This is a genomic window from Streptomyces sp. CA-146814 (assembly GCF_050942385.1).
GTDB lineage: Bacteria > Actinomycetota > Actinomycetes > Streptomycetales > Streptomycetaceae > Streptomyces.
Map to the genome: position 1 here is coordinate 2730583 of NZ_CP192068.1, position 17321 is coordinate 2747903.

Genomic DNA, 17321 nt, shown 5'->3' on the forward strand with positions numbered 1-17321 from the left:
AATGAAGGCACGAGGGAGAGAAGGCTCCCCGTCCGCCCCGCACCGGCCCGTGGCACGATGGCTGCCAACCTGCCGCCCCGATGAGCGGACAGGACGGTGAAGGAGCGAGAATGAACGACTCTCCGGGCTGGGCGACGCCCGGATCCGCCCCCTCGGACGGCCAGGAGGCGGCCATTCCCCGCCCCTCCGAGCCCAAGGACACCGGCGCGCCCACGGGACAGTGGTCTCCCGAGCAGCCGCCTCCCGGGCAGTGGTCCCCGCCGAGCAACCCCGGCAGCGGCCCCGGCACCCGCCCGCCCGCCTCCGGCTGGGGCGGCGGCCCGCAGCATCCGGGCTGGGCACCGAAGCCTCCGGCAGCGAAGCCCCGCGTCATCCCGCTGCGCCCGCTCGGCCTCGGCGAGATCCTTGACGGCTCCGTCTCGGCCCTGCGTGCCCACTGGCGCACCGCACTCGGCTTCAGCCTCGCGGTCTCCGTGGTCGTGCAGATCGCCGTCGTCCTCATGCAGCGCTATCTCCTGCCCCGACCGACCGCCATCGACCCGAACGCTTCCGGCACCGAAGCCCTCCGCCAGGCTTCCGAATACCTCCGGACGACGCTGTTCTCCCTCGCCCCGGCCACCCTCCTCGCTCTGATCGCCATGCTGTTCACCACCTCCGTCGTCACCGTGGTGATCAGCCGCTCGGTGCTGGGCCGCCCGGTCACGCTCACCGACGCCTGGGCCGAGGTACGCCCGCGAATCCTCCCGCTGATCGGGCTGACCCTCCTGGTGATGCTGATGCTCACGACGGTCATGACCGTCAGCATCGGCCCCGGACTGCTGGTGGGCGCGGAGGCGGGCGCGGTGCTCGCGCTGTTCGGCCTCGTCGTCGCCTGCGTGCTGACCCCCTGGCTGTACGTCACCTTCGCCCTCGCCTCCCCCGCCCTGGTGCTGGAACGGCAGGGCATCGTCGCGGCGCTGCGGAGGTCGGCGAAGCTGGTCCGCGGCGCGTGGTGGCGCACCTTCGGGATCCTCGCGCTGTCTCAGCTGCTCGCCCTCCTGCTGAGCCTCGTGGTCTCCACCCTGCTCGTCGTCCTGATGGCCATCGGTGATGCGGTCGGCATCGGCGACTTCCCCGAAGCCGGCGCCGCTTCCCTGAGCTGGCCCTTCCTGATCATCACCGGCATCGGCGAAGTGATCGTCTCCACGCTGGCCTACCCCTTCCTCGCAGGCGTGATGGCCCTGCTCTACATCGACCAGCGCATCCGCCGCGAGGCGCTCGACCTCGACCTCGCCCGGGCCGCGGGCCTTCCCGGCCACGACACCGACACCGCTCGGAGCTGATGGGGTGTCGGGGGCGGGGGGCGCCACAACAGCACGGCAGGTCATCGGCGCGGGCGACATACCCGTGGACACTCCACGTGTCCCCGCCCGGGAGGCGGCCGAGACCGAACTGTCCAAACCGATGTACCACGAGAACGATCCGAACTTCCTCCAGCGCGCCCTGAACGAGTTCTGGGACTGGGTCGCCGGAGTGTTCGACGCCGCCGCGGGCGCCGCCCCCGGCGGCCCGGCGGGACTCGTCGTCCTGGTTCTCCTCGTCATCGGCCTCGCCGCCGCGCTCTGGTGGCGGCTCGGCACCCCGCAACGCTCCTCCCGCCCCGCCGCGGACGCCCTCTTCGAGAGCGACGGCCCTCGCAGCGCCGCCCAGCACCGGGCCGCGGCCGAAGCACACGCCGCCGCCCTCCGCTGGACCGAGGCCGTCCAGGAACGCATGCGAGCCGTCGTCCGGTCCCTGGAGGAACGCTCCCTGCTCGACCCCCGCCCCGGCCGCACGGCCGACGAAGCCGCGGCGGAGGCAGGCCGCGCCCTGCCCGACCACGCCACCCGGCTGCGCTCCGCCGCCCGCGACTTCGACGACGTCACATACGGCGGCCGCGCCGCGGGCCAGCCCACATATCTCGCCCTGCGCACCCTGGACACCGAGCTCGACGAGGCGAAACCCGTACTTCCCGGAGCCTCCCGAGGAGCCGCCGGATGACCACGGCCACCGCCTCCTCCCCCACCTCGACCGCGCCCACCGCACACCAGGTCTGGAAGCGCTCGCGCGGGCTGCTGATCGCCTTGCTCGTCCTCGTGATCGCGGGCATCACGTTCGCCGCGGTCCGCTCCGGCACCAACTACGGCCACCTCGACCCCCGTTCCCCCGACCCGAAGGGCAGCCGCGCCGCGGCGGAACTCCTCAAGGAACGCGGAGTGTCCGTCACCGTCGCCACGACCCTCGACGAAGCCACCACCGCCGCCGGGCCCAACACCACGCTCCTGGTCACCGGCCCCAACCTCCTCACCCCCTCGCAACAGCGCCGGCTCCACAAGGCGACCGCCGCCTCCACCGGCCGCACCCTCCTCATCGCCCCCGGCCCCGCAGCCGTATCCCGACTGGCCCCCGGCGTACGCGCCGAGCCCCACCGCCCGGTGAGCGTGCTCCCTCCGTCCTGCGCGTTCCCCGCCGCCCGCAGCGCCGGCCCGGCGGACATGGGCGGCGTCCGCTACACGGCACCGGACTCCACCGCCACCGCCTGCTACCCCAGCGACCAGGCCCCCAGCCTGCTGATCCTCAAGGACCGCGAGGACGGCGACACCGTCCTGCTCGGCTCCCCCGACCTCCTCCACAACGAGCGTCTCGACCAACAGGGAAACGCCTCTCTCGCCCTGCAACTCCTCGGTTCGCGACCGCATCTGGTCTGGTACCTCCCCTCACTCGCTGATCCATCCGCCACCACCGATGACGGCACCCCCGGCGACAGCAACCACGACAACGACGGCAGCGGCGAAGAGACCTCGGGCGACGAGAGCGGCTTCCTCGACCTGATCCCCTCCGGCTGGATCTGGGGAACGCTCCAACTCACCCTCGCCGCCTGCCTCGCCGCGATCTGGCGGGCCCGCCGGCTCGGCCCTCTCGTCGTGGAACAACTGCCGGTCTCCATCCGCGCATCGGAATCCGCGGAAGGCCGCGCCGGCCTCTACCGCAAGGCCAACGCCCGTGACCGGGCCGCCGAATCGCTACGAGCCGCCGCCCGAACCCGTATCGCCCGCCTCACCGGGGTGACCGCCCGCGAGGCCCACACCGCTGACGTCCTCCTTCCTGCCGTCTCCACCCGCACCACCACCACAGGCGACGACCTGAGCACCCTGCTCTTCGGCCCGGCCCCCGCCAACGACGCGGCCCTGGTCCCGCTGGCCGAGCACCTCGACGCCCTCGAAAGAGAGGTACGCACTTCATGAGCGCCCCGACCCCCGAGCCGGCCGACTCCGCAGCGGTCCCCGCGACCCCTGCGACTCCGGAGCCCGCCGGCGGCGCCCGCGCGTCCTTGGAGGCCCTCCGCGCCGAGATCGCCAAGGCCGTGGTCGGCCAGGACCCGGCTGTCACCGGACTCGTCGTCGCGCTGCTCTGCCGCGGACACGTACTCCTCGAAGGCGTCCCCGGCGTAGCCAAGACCCTCCTCGTCCGAGCCCTCGCCGCCTCCCTCGAACTCGACACCAAGCGCGTCCAGTTCACCCCCGACCTCATGCCGAGTGACGTGACGGGCTCACTCGTCTACGACGCCCGCACCGCCGAGTTCTCCTTCCAGCCGGGCCCGGTCTTCACCAACCTGCTGCTCGCCGACGAGATCAATCGCACCCCTCCCAAGACTCAGGCCTCCCTCCTGGAAGCGATGGAGGAACGTCAGGTCACCGTCGACGGCACCCCCCGACCGCTCCCGGACCCCTTCCTGGTCGCCGCCACCCAGAACCCGCTCGAATACGAGGGCACCTACCCGCTCCCGGAAGCCCAGCTGGACCGCTTCCTGCTCAAACTGACGGTGCCTCTCCCCTCCCGGCAGGACGAGATCAACGTCCTCACCCGTCACGCCGACGGCTTCAACCCCCGCGACCTCAAGGCAGCAGGCATACGGCCCGTCGCAGGCCCCGCCGACCTGGAGGCGGCCCGATCAGCTGTCGCCAGGACCGCCGTCTCCCCCGAGATCGCCGGCTATGTCGTGGATATCTGTCGTGCCACGCGCGAATCCCCCTCGCTCGCCCTCGGCGTCTCCCCCCGAGGCGCCACCGCACTGCTCTCGACCGCACGCGCCTGGGCCTGGCTCACCGGCCGGGACTACGTCACCCCGGACGACGTGAAGGCCTTGGCGCTCCCCACACTCCGTCATCGCATCCACCTGCGGCCCGAGGCGGAAATGGAGGGAGTCACCCCCGATTCCGTCATCACCTCGGTGCTCGCCCACGTCCCCGTACCCCGATGAGGCGGTGACCATGGCCCTCACCGGACGTACCGCACTGCTGGCCGCACTGGGATCACTCCCCGTAGGCATCCTCGCTCCGAGCTGGACCGGGATGCTCGCGGTCAACGCACCGCTCTCACTGGCAATTCTGTGCGACTACGCCCTGGCAGCGCCAGTGCGAACGCTCCGATTCACTCGATCCGGTGATACATCTGTTCGACTGGGTGACGCGGCGACCGTGCAACTCACCGTGACCAACAGCTCGCGACGGCGGCTCCGGGCCCAGCTCCGCGATGCCTGGCCGCCGAGCAGCTGGCCCGTCGGCACCGAACGGGCCTCGTCACGGCACACGTTGACGATTCCGCCCGGTGAACAGCGGCGCCTGGCCACCGTCCTCCGCCCGACCCGCCGCGGGGACCGCCAGGCCGAGCGCATCACGGTCCGCTCGTACGGCCCGCTCGGCCTCGCCGCACGCCAGGGCCACCACCGCGTCCCATGGACCGTGCGAGTACTACCCCCCTTCACCAGCCGGAAGCACCTGCCTTCCCGGCTCGCCCGGCTCCGGGAACTCGACGGCCGTACCAGCGTTCTGACACGGGGTGAGGGCACGGAGTTCGACAGCCTGCGACCGTACGTACCGGGGGACGACACCCGTTCCATCGACTGGCGGGCGACAGCACGCCAGTCGGCCGTCGCGGTCCGGACCTGGCGCCCCGAGCGCGACCGGCACATCCTCATCGTCCTGGACACCGGACGCACCTCCGCAGGCCGCGTGGGCGACGTCCCACGCCTCGACGCGGCCATGGACGCAACGCTCCTCCTCACCGCGCTCGCGACACGCGCCGGCGACCGCGTGGACCTCCTCGCCTACGACCGCCGCGTCCGAGCCCGGGTACAGCGCCGGACCAGCGCCGGTGATGCCCTGGCAGCGGTCGTCGACACCTTGGCCTCATTGGAGCCCGAGCTCGTCGAGACGGATGCCAGAGGGCTCAGCACCGCAGCCCTCTCGGATGCTCCCCGCGGTTCGCTGATCGTTCTCCTGACATCTCTGGAGGCCGCCCCCATCGAGGAGGGCCTCCTCCCGCTGCTCCCTCAGCTCACCCAGCGCCATACGGTTCTGCTGGCAGCCGTCTCCGACCCGCGGATCGAGGAGATGGCGGGGAGCCGGGGAACGGTGGAAGCGGTGTACGACGCTGCCGCCGGCACCCGGGCCCAGGCGGAACGCCGCAGCACGGCAGAGAAACTCCAGCGCCATGGAGTCGTCGTCGTGGACGCCACCCCGGACAACCTGGCCCCCGCACTCGCCGACGCCTATTTGGCCCTCAAGGCAGCGGGCCGCCTCTGAGGAGCCGGCTCCTTCTGGTGAGCGATGCACGGTCGCAGGCCCATCGCTCACCAGAAGGAGCCGAAGATTTTGGACACCTTCAGAACGCAGAAAAGCCCCGCACCACAAGGGTGCGGGGCTTTCCCGCAATAATTGTTCGGCGGCGTCCTACTCTCCCACAGGGTCCCCCCTGCAGTACCATCGGCGCTGAAAGGCTTAGCTTCCGGGTTCGGAATGTAACCGGGCGTTTCCCTAACGCAATGACCACCGAAACACTATGAAAATTTGAACAAAACCGGTGTTGACACGGCTGTTCGTTATTTCAGAACTAACACAGTGGACGCGAGCAACTGAGGACAAGCCCTCGGCCTATTAGTACCAGTCAGCTCCACCCCTTACAGGGCTTCCACATCTGGCCTATCAACCCAGTCGTCTACTGGGAGCCTTAACCCCTCAAGAGGGTGGGAATACTCATCTCGAAGCAGGCTTCCCGCTTAGATGCTTTCAGCGGTTATCCTTTCCGAACGTAGCCAACCAGCCATGCCCTTGGCAGGACAACTGGCACACCAGAGGTTCGTCCGTCCCGGTCCTCTCGTACTAGGGACAGCCCTTCTCAATATTCCTACGCGCACAGCGGATAGGGACCGAACTGTCTCACGACGTTCTAAACCCAGCTCGCGTACCGCTTTAATGGGCGAACAGCCCAACCCTTGGGACCGACTCCAGCCCCAGGATGCGACGAGCCGACATCGAGGTGCCAAACCATCCCGTCGATATGGACTCTTGGGGAAGATCAGCCTGTTATCCCCGGGGTACCTTTTATCCGTTGAGCGACAGCGCTTCCACAAGCCACTGCCGGATCACTAGTCCCGACTTTCGTCCCTGCTCGACCCGTCGGTCTCACAGTCAAGCTCCCTTGTGCACTTACACTCAACACCTGATTGCCAACCAGGCTGAGGGAACCTTTGGGCGCCTCCGTTACTCTTTAGGAGGCAACCGCCCCAGTTAAACTACCCATCAGACACTGTCCCTGATCCGGATCACGGACCCAGGTTAGACATCCAGCACGACCAGAGTGGTATTTCAACGACGACTCCACAACCACTGGCGTGGCCGCTTCACAGTCTCCCACCTATCCTACACAAGCCGAACCGAACACCAATATCAAACTATAGTAAAGGTCCCGGGGTCTTTCCGTCCTGCTGCGCGAAACGAGCATCTTTACTCGTAGTGCAATTTCACCGGGCCTATGGTTGAGACAGTCGAGAAGTCGTTACGCCATTCGTGCAGGTCGGAACTTACCCGACAAGGAATTTCGCTACCTTAGGATGGTTATAGTTACCACCGCCGTTTACTGGCGCTTAAGTTCTCAGCTTCGCACACCCGAAAGTGCACTAACCGGTCCCCTTAACGTTCCAGCACCGGGCAGGCGTCAGTCCGTATACATCGCCTTACGGCTTCGCACGGACCTGTGTTTTTAGTAAACAGTCGCTTCTCGCTGGTCTCTGCGGCCACCCCCAGCTCACCGAGTAAATCGGATCACCAGGAATGGCCCCCCTTCTCCCGAAGTTACGGGGGCATTTTGCCGAGTTCCTTAACCATAGTTCACCCGAACGCCTCGGTATTCTCTACCTGACCACCTGAGTCGGTTTAGGGTACGGGCCGCCATGAAACTCGCTAGAGGCTTTTCTCGACAGCATAGGATCATCCACTTCACCACAATCGGCTCGGCATCAGGTCTCAGACTTCATGCACGACGGATTTACCTACCGTGCGTCCTACACCCTTACCCCGGGACAACCACCGCCCGGGCTGGACTACCTTCCTGCGTCACCCCATCGCTTACCTACTACAAGTCTGGTTCATCGGCTCCACCACTACCCTCAACTCCGAAGAGATCGGGCCGGCTTCACGGACTTAGCATCGCCTGATTCAGTACTGGGCGTTTCAAAGCGGGTACCGGAATATCAACCGGTTGTCCATCGACTACGCCTGTCGGCCTCGCCTTAGGTCCCGACTTACCCTGGGCAGATCAGCTTGACCCAGGAACCCTTAGTCAATCGGCGCACACGTTTCTCACGTGTGTATCGCTACTCATGCCTGCATTCTCACTCGTGAACCGTCCACAACTCGCTTCCGCGGCTGCTTCACCCGGCACACGACGCTCCCCTACCCATCCACACAGGCGTTAGCCCTCAATGTGTGAATGACACGACTTCGGCGGTACGCTTGAGCCCCGCTACATTGTCGGCGCGGAATCACTTGACCAGTGAGCTATTACGCACTCTTTCAAGGGTGGCTGCTTCTAAGCCAACCTCCTGGTTGTCTCTGCGACTCCACATCCTTTCCCACTTAGCGTACGCTTAGGGGCCTTAGTCGATGCTCTGGGCTGTTTCCCTCTCGACCATGGAGCTTATCCCCCACAGTCTCACTGCCGCGCTCTCACTTACCGGCATTCGGAGTTTGGCTAAGGTCAGTAACCCGGTAGGGCCCATCGCCTATCCAGTGCTCTACCTCCGGCAAGAAACACACGACGCTGCACCTAAATGCATTTCGGGGAGAACCAGCTATCACGGAGTTTGATTGGCCTTTCACCCCTAACCACAGGTCATCCCCCAGGTTTTCAACCCTGGTGGGTTCGGTCCTCCACGAAGTCTTACCTCCGCTTCAACCTGCCCATGGCTAGATCACTCCGCTTCGGGTCTAGAGCGTGCAACTCAAACGCCCTATTCGGACTCGCTTTCGCTACGGCTTCCCCACACGGGTTAACCTCGCTACACACCGCTAACTCGCAGGCTCATTCTTCAAAAGGCACGCAGTCACGACTGACAGCACAAGTGCTGCCAGCGACGCTCCCACGGCTTGTAGGCACACGGTTTCAGGTACTATTTCACTCCGCTCCCGCGGTACTTTTCACCATTCCCTCACGGTACTATCCGCTATCGGTCACCAGGGAATATTTAGGCTTAGCGGGTGGTCCCGCCAGATTCACACGGGATTTCTCGGGCCCCGTGCTACTTGGGTGATTCTCAAACGAGCCGTTGATGTTTCAGCTACGGGGGTCTTACCCTCTACGCCGGACCTTTCGCATGTCCTTCGCCTACACCAACGGTTTCTGACTCGTCTCACAGCCGGCAGACTATGAAAGAGAACTCCCACAACCCCGCATGCGCAACCCCTGCCGGGTATCACACGCATACGGTTTGGCCTCATCCAGTTTCGCTCGCCACTACTCCCGGAATCACGGTTGTTTTCTCTTCCTGAGGGTACTGAGATGTTTCACTTCCCCTCGTTCCCTCCACACTGCCTATGTGTTCAGCAGCGGGTGACAGCCCATGACGACTGCCGGGTTTCCCCATTCGGAAACCCCCGGATCAAAGCTTGGTTGACAGCTCCCCGGGGACTATCGTGGCCTCCCACGTCCTTCATCGGTTCCTGGTGCCAAGGCATCCACCGTGCGCCCTTAAAAACTTGGCCACAGATGCTCGCGTCCACTGTGCAGTTCTCAAACAACGACCAGCCACCCACCACCCCACCCAAACGGGCGAGTTCACTGGGGCCGGATCAGAAGGACAGCCATACGGCCGCACCCTCAGACACCCAACAACGTGCCCGACACAATGCCCTGTTCACCACGTTCCACGCCGAAGCAGTACTAGTGACCAACAAACCATCGTGCCGAATAGTCAACGTTCCACCCATGAGCAACCAGCACCGAACATTCGCCGGTGTACTGGCCTCTGACCAAGCAAGCTTGGTAAGAAGTGCTCCTTAGAAAGGAGGTGATCCAGCCGCACCTTCCGGTACGGCTACCTTGTTACGACTTCGTCCCAATCGCCAGTCCCACCTTCGACAGCTCCCTCCCACAAGGGGTTGGGCCACCGGCTTCGGGTGTTACCGACTTTCGTGACGTGACGGGCGGTGTGTACAAGGCCCGGGAACGTATTCACCGCAGCAATGCTGATCTGCGATTACTAGCAACTCCGACTTCATGGGGTCGAGTTGCAGACCCCAATCCGAACTGAGACCGGCTTTTTGAGATTCGCTCCGCCTCGCGGCATCGCAGCTCATTGTACCGGCCATTGTAGCACGTGTGCAGCCCAAGACATAAGGGGCATGATGACTTGACGTCGTCCCCACCTTCCTCCGAGTTGACCCCGGCAGTCTCCTGTGAGTCCCCATCACCCCGAAGGGCATGCTGGCAACACAGAACAAGGGTTGCGCTCGTTGCGGGACTTAACCCAACATCTCACGACACGAGCTGACGACAGCCATGCACCACCTGTATACCGACCACAAGGGGGGCACCATCTCTGATGCTTTCCGGTATATGTCAAGCCTTGGTAAGGTTCTTCGCGTTGCGTCGAATTAAGCCACATGCTCCGCTGCTTGTGCGGGCCCCCGTCAATTCCTTTGAGTTTTAGCCTTGCGGCCGTACTCCCCAGGCGGGGAACTTAATGCGTTAGCTGCGGCACCGACGACGTGGAATGTCGCCAACACCTAGTTCCCAACGTTTACGGCGTGGACTACCAGGGTATCTAATCCTGTTCGCTCCCCACGCTTTCGCTCCTCAGCGTCAGTAATGGCCCAGAGATCCGCCTTCGCCACCGGTGTTCCTCCTGATATCTGCGCATTTCACCGCTACACCAGGAATTCCGATCTCCCCTACCACACTCTAGCTAGCCCGTATCGAATGCAGACCCGGGGTTAAGCCCCGGGCTTTCACATCCGACGTGACAAGCCGCCTACGAGCTCTTTACGCCCAATAATTCCGGACAACGCTTGCGCCCTACGTATTACCGCGGCTGCTGGCACGTAGTTAGCCGGCGCTTCTTCTGCAGGTACCGTCACTTGCGCTTCTTCCCTGCTGAAAGAGGTTTACAACCCGAAGGCCGTCATCCCTCACGCGGCGTCGCTGCATCAGGCTTTCGCCCATTGTGCAATATTCCCCACTGCTGCCTCCCGTAGGAGTCTGGGCCGTGTCTCAGTCCCAGTGTGGCCGGTCGCCCTCTCAGGCCGGCTACCCGTCGTCGCCTTGGTAGGCCATTACCCCACCAACAAGCTGATAGGCCGCGGGCTCATCCTTCACCGCCGGAGCTTTCAACCCCGTCCCATGCGGAACAGAGTATTATCCGGTATTAGACCCCGTTTCCAGGGCTTGTCCCAGAGTGAAGGGCAGATTGCCCACGTGTTACTCACCCGTTCGCCACTAATCCACCCCGAAAGGCTTCATCGTTCGACTTGCATGTGTTAAGCACGCCGCCAGCGTTCGTCCTGAGCCAGGATCAAACTCTCCGTGAATGTTTACCCGTCATCGGGTGCACACATCACGAGAGCGGAACAACCGGTCGGAATAAGACCCGTTGTTCACAGCGTCCTCGCTGTGTATTGCCTGCCCGGTGTCGCCGAAGCGGCCCGTGCAGGACTTTTCAAAGGAACCACCAACCTGCACCAGGTGCAGGCCGGGGTATCAACATATCTGGCGTTGACTTTTGGCACGCTGTTGAGTTCTCAAGGAACGGACGCTTCCTTCGGTCCCGTCTCACCGGGGCCCTCCGGGCGCTTCCCTTCGTGTTTCTTTGTCTTGCTGTCTTGCGTTTCCGACTCTATCAGACGCTTTCCAGTGTCTGACTCCCGGTCGAAGCGGGCCGTGCAGTTTCGCTTTCCAGGTTCTTCGCTTTCGCGTTTTCCCTTTCCGGCGGTTCCAACTTTACCAGACTCTTTTTCGTTCCGTTTCCGGTCCGAATTCGATTTCCGGTGGCCTCTGGAGTGGCCTTGCCTTTCGGCGGATCCGACTTTATCAGAAGCGGGTCGGCCGAATGAACAGCCTGCGATTCGAGATAAAGGTGAGGATCATCGGCTCTGCGGGATATTGCTAACTTCCCGGTACGAGCTAGATAGACACTATGCGCTTCACTCGAACCTGTCTAGTCCGAGGCAACCGTTTAAATCTACCTCCCCACATCCGTCGTGTCAACGATTTTTGTGGGCGATGAGGAGACTAGCAGCTCAGCGGGGGCCGACGCACACCGGTGGTCAGGCGGCGGAGGGAAGTTCGGCGCTGCGTTCGACCGCTGTGAGGTCGCCGGTGTCGCCGGCCCGTACCGCGCGGCGGCCCAGGATGTAGACGTACGCGAGAAAGGCCAGCTCAGCGGTGATGCCGATGGTGATCCTGGCCCAGGTCGGGAGGCCTGAAGGGGTCACGAAGCCTTCGATGAGGCCGGAGACGAACAGGACCAGGGCCAGGCCGATGGCCATGCCCAGTGCGGCGCGGCCCTGCTGGGCGAGGGCGGTTCGGCGGGAGAGGGGGCCGGGGTCGATCACCGTCCAGCCGAGGCGTAGGCCCGTACCGGCGGCCACGAACACCGCGGTCAGTTCCAGGAGGCCGTGCGGCAGGACCAGGCCGAGGAAGACGTCCAGGCGGCCCGCGGAGGACATCAGGCCGATGCCGACGCCGAGGTTGAGCATGTTGAGGAAGAGGATCCAGATCACCGGTATGCAGAGGAACGCTCCCAGGACCAGGCACATCGCGGCGGCCTGTGCGTTGTTCGTCCACACCTGCGCGGCGAACGACGCGGCCGGGTGGCTGGAGTAGTACGTCTCGTACTCCCCGCCGGGGCGGGTCATGGCGCGCAGGTCCTCCGGCGCGGCTATCGCCGCCTGGACCTCCGGGTGCGTGCCGATCCACCAGCCCAGGAGTGCGGCCACCACCGTGGACAGGATCGCCGTCGGGACCCACCAGTGACGCGAGCGGTAGACCGCCGCGGGGAAACCCGTGGTGAGGAAGCGGGCCGCGTCGCGCCACGAGGCCTTGCGGGTGCCCGTGACCGTGGCCCGGGCGCGGGCCACGAGCTGAGTGAGGCGGGCGGTGAGCAGCGGGTCCGGGGTGGTCGAGCGGATCAGGGAGAGGTGGGTGGCCGTGCGCTGGTAGAGGACGACGAGCTCGTCCGCCTCCGCGCCCGTCAGGCGGCGCCCTCGGCGCAGGAGGTGGTCGAGGCGGTCCCACTCCGTGCGGTGGGCGGTGACGAAGACGTCGAGGTCCATGGGCGGCTGTTGCTCCAGGCATGGGTGCGTACGGGCCGTACTACTGCGGCGCGCTGCGGGTCAGCTTGGCAGACTGGGTCGGCCAAGGGGCAGTGAAGGCCGGGGAAGAGTGGGGGCGCGATGAGCGAGTTGGTGACCGGGGACGCGGTCGTCCTGGAGCTGAGGCCGGCGAGGCTGCCGAGCCGGGCGCTGGCCGCGGCGATCGATCTGGCCGTGGTCTTCTGCGTCTTCATCCTGGTCTCGGTCGTGGTGGGCATCGCCTCCGTCACCCTGGACGAAGCCGCCGTCGCGGCCATCGGGGTCGCTCTGTTCCTGCTGGTGCTGATCGGAGGGCCGATCGCGGTCGAGACGCTGAGCCATGGCCGTTCCCTCGGGAAGCTGGCCTGCGGGCTGCGCGTGGTGCGGGACGACGGCGGGCCGATCCGGTTCCGGCACGCGCTCGTTCGAGGGGCGATGGGGGCCGTGGAGATCCTGATGACGTTCGGGGCCGTGGCCTCGGTCGCGTCGCTGGTGTCGGCACGCGGGCGCCGGCTCGGCGATGTCTTCGCGGGGACGCTGGTCATTCGGGAGCGGGTGTCGGCCAAGCGGCCGGGCGTCATGCCGCCGCCTCCGCCGTGGCTGGTCGGCCGGTTCTCGCAGCTGGACCTGTCCGCCGTACCGGACGAACTCTGGCTCGCGATACGGCAGTACCTGACGCGGATGCACCAGCTGGATGCCGGTGTCGGCGGCTCGATCGCCGGGCGGCTGGCCGATGAGCTGGTGGCGCGTACGGGGATCTCCCCGCCCCAGGGGATTCCGGCGGCGGCCTTCCTGGCCGCGGTGGTTCATGAGCGGCAGGCGCGTGATGCCCGGCGGGTGTTCTCGGGGGCTGGGGGTGCGGCGGCCTCCCGGGCGCCGGAGCCTGTGCCTGTGCCGCCAGCCTCCGTGCCGACGGTGTCCGGGGGGTTTGCTGCGCCTGCTGGGGTTACTGCGCCTGTTGAGGTTGGTGAGGCTGTCGGGGGTGTTCCTCGTGCGGAGGAGCGGGGAGGGGCGGGAGGCTCCTCCGCCGGGTTCGCTCCGCCCGGTTAGTCGGTGTGCGGCGACGGACGCGGGGACGGGGGTGTCTCCAGGTGTTCCAGCTCGATGCCCGGGGCCGCGAGGATGACATCCCCGGCTACGTGAACGGTGTGCCGGTCGCCGGTGTCCAGGGCGCTGACCTGGTATTCGTCCACGATCAGGGGGCCGTTGTCAGTGGCGTGCGCTTCACTGTTCATCAGAGCCCAGGACTGGTCGCTGGTACGTGGCGCGAGGACCGGGTCCGTGAAGGTGACCACGCGGACGCGGGTCTCGGGGGAATCGGGGGTGAGGCGCAGAAGTCGGGTCAGAGCGACGAGGAACGCGGGGGATGTTCCGGAGAAGGCGTGGGCGCGGACGTTGCCTTCGGTGGCGTGGGTGCCGGTCGGGTCGGTACGGACCCAGGTGACGCCTTCCAGGGCGGCTCCCCGTACCTGCCAGCTCGCGGAGTGGAGTTCGAGACGGATCGGCCGGCCCAGTTCGTCCAGGGCCAGGTCGACGGAGCCGAGGTGGTCGCCCGAGGGGGACGTGGTCTGGGAGACGTAGCGCCAGCCGGAGGGGCCGGGGGCGCAGTGGAAGTGTTCTTCGCCGAGGGGGGTGTGATCGTGAAGATCGTGGAGCGAATACCTGCCGCGGGGCATGGGGTCCTTCGGGTTCCTCGGGCTGTGCGGGGTCGGTGACCGGACGGCGGTGACGAGACAAGCCCCCGACACGGGGGTGCGGGGGCCTGTCTCGTCAGCTGCCGGCCACTGGCCGCTGCTGCTTGCTACGTGGTGCGTACCGCTGATGCGTACTGCTGCTGAGGCGCGGTGCCGTGCGGCGGCGGGGAGGAGGAGGTGCGAGCCTCCCGGCCGCCGACGGTGCCGGATCAGTAGCGGTAGTGGTCGGGCTTGAACGGGCCGTCGACCTCGACGCCGATGTACGCCGCCTGCTCGGGGCGGAGCGTCGTCAGCTTGACGCCGAGGGCGTCGAGGTGGAGACGGGCGACCTTCTCGTCCAGGTGCTTGGGCAGCACGTAGACGTCGGTCGGGTACTCCGCGGGCTTCGTGAAGAGCTCGATCTGCGCGAGGGTCTGGTCGGCGAAGGAGTTCGACATCACGAAGGACGGGTGGCCGGTCGCGTTGCCGAGGTTCAGCAGGCGGCCCTCGGAGAGCACGATGAGGACCTTGCCGTCGGAGAACGTCCAGGTGTGGACCTGGGGCTTGACCTCGTCCTTGACGATCCCGTCGATGGCGGCCAGGCCGGCCATGTCGATCTCGTTGTCGAAGTGGCCGATGTTCCCGACGATGGCCTGGTGCTTCATCTTGGCCATGTCCGAGGCCATGATGATGTCCTTGTTGCCCGTCGTGGTGATGAAGATGTCGGCCTGCTCCACCACGTCGTCGAGGGTGGCGACCTGGTAGCCGTCCATCGCCGCCTGCAGCGCGCAGATCGGGTCGATCTCCGTGATGATCACGCGGGCGCCCTGGCCACGGAGGGACTCCGCGCATCCCTTGCCCACGTCGCCGTAGCCGCAGACGACGGCGGTCTTGCCGCCGATCAGGACGTCGGTGGCGCGGTTGATGCCGTCGATCAGCGAGTGGCGGCAGCCGTACTTGTTGTCGAACTTCGACTTGGTGACCGCGTCGTTCACATTGATCGCGGGGAACAGGAGGGTGCCGTCGCGGTGCATCTCGTAGAGGCGGTGGACACCGGTGGTGGTCTCCTCCGTCACGCCGCGGATCTCGGACGCCAGCTGGGTCCACTTCTGCGGGGCCTCACCGAGGGTGCGGTTCAGCAGGGTGAGGATGTGCGCGTACTCCTCGCTGTCCGCCGTCGACGGGTCCGGGGCCGCGCCGGCCTTCTCGAACTCGACGCCCTTGTGGACGAGGAGGGTGGCGTCGCCACCGTCGTCCAGGATCATGTTCGGTCCGCCGGTGGGGGTGTTCGGCCAGGTCAGCGCCTGCTCCGTGCACCACCAGTACTCCTCCAGCGTCTCGCCCTTCCAGGCGAAGACCGGGACGCCCGCGGGGGCCTCCGGGGTGCCGTTCGGGCCGACGGCGATGGCCGCGGCGGCGTGGTCCTGGGTGGAGAAGATGTTGCAGGAGGCCCAGCGGACCTCGGCACCGAGGGCCACGAGGGTCTCGATGAGGACGGCCGTCTGCACGGTCATGTGCAGCGAGCCGGTGATCCGCGCACCGGCCAGCGGCTGGGTGGCGGCGTACTCCTTGCGGATCGACATCAGGCCGGGCATCTCGTGCTCGGCGAGAGTGATCTCCTTGCGGCCGAAGGCGGCGAGAGAAAGGTCGGCGACCTTGAAGTCCTGGCGGTTGGTGACCGTCGTCATAACGGGGCTGCTCCTCGTGATGGGTCGAGGTGGGCTGTCTGGGCTGACTCTGCGGCGACGGGCACACGAATGCCCGAGCGCGTTCGCAGTGCAGTCCGTCGGAGGCCCTCTGTCCCTCGCCCGGCTCGCGTCCGCGGACCGGTCGACCGCCATCAGCAGCGACGTCTGTTCCGTATCCGAATCTACACCGAACGGCCCAGTGACCCCCAGCCCGTTCATGGAGACGGACGTGTGTGAGGGGTCACCGGGCCGATCGGGGCCGGAGTGCGGTGGGTCAGTGGCCGAGATCCTTCGGGGCCCCCGGATCCTTCGGGGCCGGGCCGCCGGGTGTCTTGCCCGGGTCGGTGCCGGCCGCGGCCGCTTCCGCGTTGTAGATGTCCGGCTCCAGGTAGATGACCCGGGCGATCGGGACGGCTTCGCGGATCCGGTTCTCGGCGGCGTTGATCGCGTTGGCGATCTCGGTCGCGGTGTCGTCGTGCTGCACCGCGATCTTGGCGGCGACCAGCAGCTCCTCGGGGCCGAGGTGGAGCGTACGCATGTGGATGATGCCGGTGACGGTGTCGCCGTCCACCACGGCCGCCTTGATCTTCTCGACCTCTTCGAGGCCGGCGGACTCGCCGAGCAGGAGGGACTTCGTCTCGACGGCGAGGACGATCGCGATGACGACCAGCAGGACGCCGATGCAGAGGGTGCCGATGCCGTCCCAGACGCCGTCGCCGGTGGCGAGCGCGAGGCCGACGCCGCCGAGCGCGAGGATCAGGCCGACGAGGGCGCCGAGGTCCTCCAGGAGGACGACCGGGAGTTCGGGAGCCTTGGAGCGGCGGACGAACTCGGTCCAGGAGCGGTCGCCGCGCGTCTGGTTCGACTCCTTGATCGCCGTACGGAAGGAGAAGATCTCGGCGATGATCGCGAAGACCAGGACCCCGACCGGCCAGTACCAGGCCGTGATCTCGTGCGGGTGCTTGATCTTCTCGTAGCCCTCGTAGAGCGCGAACATCCCGCCGAGCGAGAAGAGGACGATGGAGACGAGGAACGCGTAGATGTAGCGCTCACGCCCGTAGCCGAAGGGGTGCTGCGGAGTCGCCTCGCGCTTGGCCTTCTTGCCGCCGAGCAGCAGAAGGCCCTGGTTGCCCGAGTCCGCGAGCGAGTGGACGCTCTCCGCGAGCATCGACGAGGAACCACTGAAGAGGAACGCTACGAATTTGGCCACGGCGATCGAGAGATTGGCGACGAGTGCCGCCACGATCGCCTTGGTTCCGCCGGACGCGCTCATGAGTGCGTGGTGTCCCTTCCTCGGTGTACGGCAGGTGGTGCCG

Annotated in this window: 10 protein-coding genes and 3 rRNA genes; 6 read left to right on the plus strand and 7 right to left on the minus strand. The window is 66.1% G+C overall.

Annotated elements, in window-relative coordinates; translation table 11 throughout:
* Window positions 1-110: 110 nt before the first annotated feature.
* Genes ACQP09_RS12035 through ACQP09_RS12055 form a run of 5 tightly spaced genes read left to right on the plus strand, consistent with a single transcriptional unit; the run spans window position 111 to window position 5603 of the window.
* The gene (locus ACQP09_RS12035) at window positions 111-1322 is read left to right on the plus strand and encodes a hypothetical protein (RefSeq protein ID WP_433398312.1); all 1212 of its coding nucleotides are present in this window, start codon (window positions 111-113) and stop codon (window positions 1320-1322) included.
* Between the two features lie 4 nt (window positions 1323-1326).
* On the plus strand, window positions 1327-2019 hold the full coding sequence (locus ACQP09_RS12040; protein WP_433398314.1) for a DUF4129 domain-containing protein: 693 nt from the start codon (window positions 1327-1329) through the stop codon (window positions 2017-2019).
* On the plus strand, window positions 2016-3263 hold the full coding sequence (locus ACQP09_RS12045; RefSeq protein WP_433398316.1) for a DUF4350 domain-containing protein: 1248 nt from the start codon (window positions 2016-2018) through the stop codon (window positions 3261-3263). The genes ACQP09_RS12040 and ACQP09_RS12045 overlap by 4 nt, the downstream gene beginning before the upstream one ends.
* A complete protein-coding gene (locus ACQP09_RS12050) occupies window positions 3260-4279 on the plus strand; it encodes an AAA family ATPase (RefSeq protein ID WP_433398318.1) in 1020 nt (339 codons plus the stop codon). The genes ACQP09_RS12045 and ACQP09_RS12050 overlap by 4 nt, the downstream gene beginning before the upstream one ends.
* 10 nt (window positions 4280-4289) lie before the next feature.
* Window positions 4290-5603, plus strand: coding sequence for a DUF58 domain-containing protein (locus ACQP09_RS12055; protein ID WP_433398320.1), 1314 nt, complete (start codon window positions 4290-4292; stop codon window positions 5601-5603).
* 134 nt (window positions 5604-5737) lie between these two features.
* Here ACQP09_RS12055 and rrf read toward each other — a convergent pair.
* From rrf to ACQP09_RS12075, 4 genes are all read right to left on the minus strand, one after another.
* Window positions 5738-5854, minus strand: a 5S ribosomal RNA gene (gene rrf / locus ACQP09_RS12060).
* 80 nt (window positions 5855-5934) lie between these two features.
* Window positions 5935-9059: ribosomal RNA gene (locus ACQP09_RS12065) — 23S ribosomal RNA — on the minus strand.
* 298 nt (window positions 9060-9357) lie between these two features.
* A 16S ribosomal RNA gene (locus ACQP09_RS12070) occupies window positions 9358-10883 on the minus strand.
* The 16S, 23S and 5S rRNA genes sit together here, the layout of an rRNA operon.
* Window positions 10884-11618: 735 nt before the next feature.
* Entirely contained in the window at window positions 11619-12626 is a 1008-nt protein-coding gene (locus ACQP09_RS12075) for a stage II sporulation protein M (RefSeq protein ID WP_433398322.1), read from the minus strand.
* Between the two features lie 120 nt (window positions 12627-12746).
* Here ACQP09_RS12075 and ACQP09_RS12080 point away from each other — a divergent pair, with 120 nt between their 5' ends.
* A complete protein-coding gene (locus tag ACQP09_RS12080) occupies window positions 12747-13694 on the plus strand; it encodes an RDD family protein (RefSeq protein WP_433398324.1) in 948 nt (315 codons plus the stop codon).
* Here the strand turns inward: ACQP09_RS12080 and ACQP09_RS12085 are convergent.
* The 3 genes from ACQP09_RS12085 to ACQP09_RS12095 all read right to left on the minus strand — a co-directional run bounded on the left by ACQP09_RS12085 (window position 13691) and on the right by ACQP09_RS12095 (window position 17278).
* Window positions 13691-14320 (minus strand): hypothetical protein, encoded by a 630-nt coding sequence (locus tag ACQP09_RS12085; RefSeq protein ID WP_433398326.1) that lies wholly within the window; start codon window positions 14318-14320, stop codon window positions 13691-13693. The two genes, ACQP09_RS12080 and ACQP09_RS12085, sit on opposite strands and share 4 nt — an antisense overlap.
* Window positions 14321-14547: 227 nt before the next feature.
* The gene (ahcY, locus tag ACQP09_RS12090; protein WP_432151883.1) at window positions 14548-16005 is read right to left on the minus strand and encodes an adenosylhomocysteinase; all 1458 of its coding nucleotides are present in this window, start codon (window positions 16003-16005) and stop codon (window positions 14548-14550) included.
* A 274-nt stretch (window positions 16006-16279) separates the two neighbouring features.
* Entirely contained in the window at window positions 16280-17278 is a 999-nt protein-coding gene (locus tag ACQP09_RS12095; protein ID WP_432151884.1) for a cation diffusion facilitator family transporter, read from the minus strand.
* Between the last annotated feature and the right edge of the window lie 43 nt (window positions 17279-17321).

What these genes read in the sequence shown, in the direction of transcription:
- ACQP09_RS12035 (WP_433398312.1), top strand. Translation starts at nt 111, where the DNA reads ATGAACGACTCTCCGGGCTGGGCGACGCCCGGATCCGCCCCCTCGGAC.
- ACQP09_RS12045 (WP_433398316.1), top strand. Translation starts at nt 2,016, where the DNA reads ATGACCACGGCCACCGCCTCCTCCCCCACCTCGACCGCGCCCACCGCA.
- ACQP09_RS12050 (WP_433398318.1), top strand. Translation starts at nt 3,260, where the DNA reads ATGAGCGCCCCGACCCCCGAGCCGGCCGACTCCGCAGCGGTCCCCGCG.
- ACQP09_RS12055 (WP_433398320.1), top strand. Translation starts at nt 4,290, where the DNA reads ATGGCCCTCACCGGACGTACCGCACTGCTGGCCGCACTGGGATCACTC.
- ACQP09_RS12075 (WP_433398322.1), bottom strand. Translation starts at nt 12,626, where the DNA reads ATGGACCTCGACGTCTTCGTCACCGCCCACCGCACGGAGTGGGACCGC.
- ACQP09_RS12080 (WP_433398324.1), top strand. Translation starts at nt 12,747, where the DNA reads ATGAGCGAGTTGGTGACCGGGGACGCGGTCGTCCTGGAGCTGAGGCCG.
- ACQP09_RS12085 (WP_433398326.1), bottom strand. Translation starts at nt 14,320, where the DNA reads ATGCCCCGCGGCAGGTATTCGCTCCACGATCTTCACGATCACACCCCC.
- ahcY (WP_432151883.1), bottom strand. Translation starts at nt 16,005, where the DNA reads ATGACGACGGTCACCAACCGCCAGGACTTCAAGGTCGCCGACCTTTCT.
- ACQP09_RS12095 (WP_432151884.1), bottom strand. Translation starts at nt 17,278, where the DNA reads ATGAGCGCGTCCGGCGGAACCAAGGCGATCGTGGCGGCACTCGTCGCC.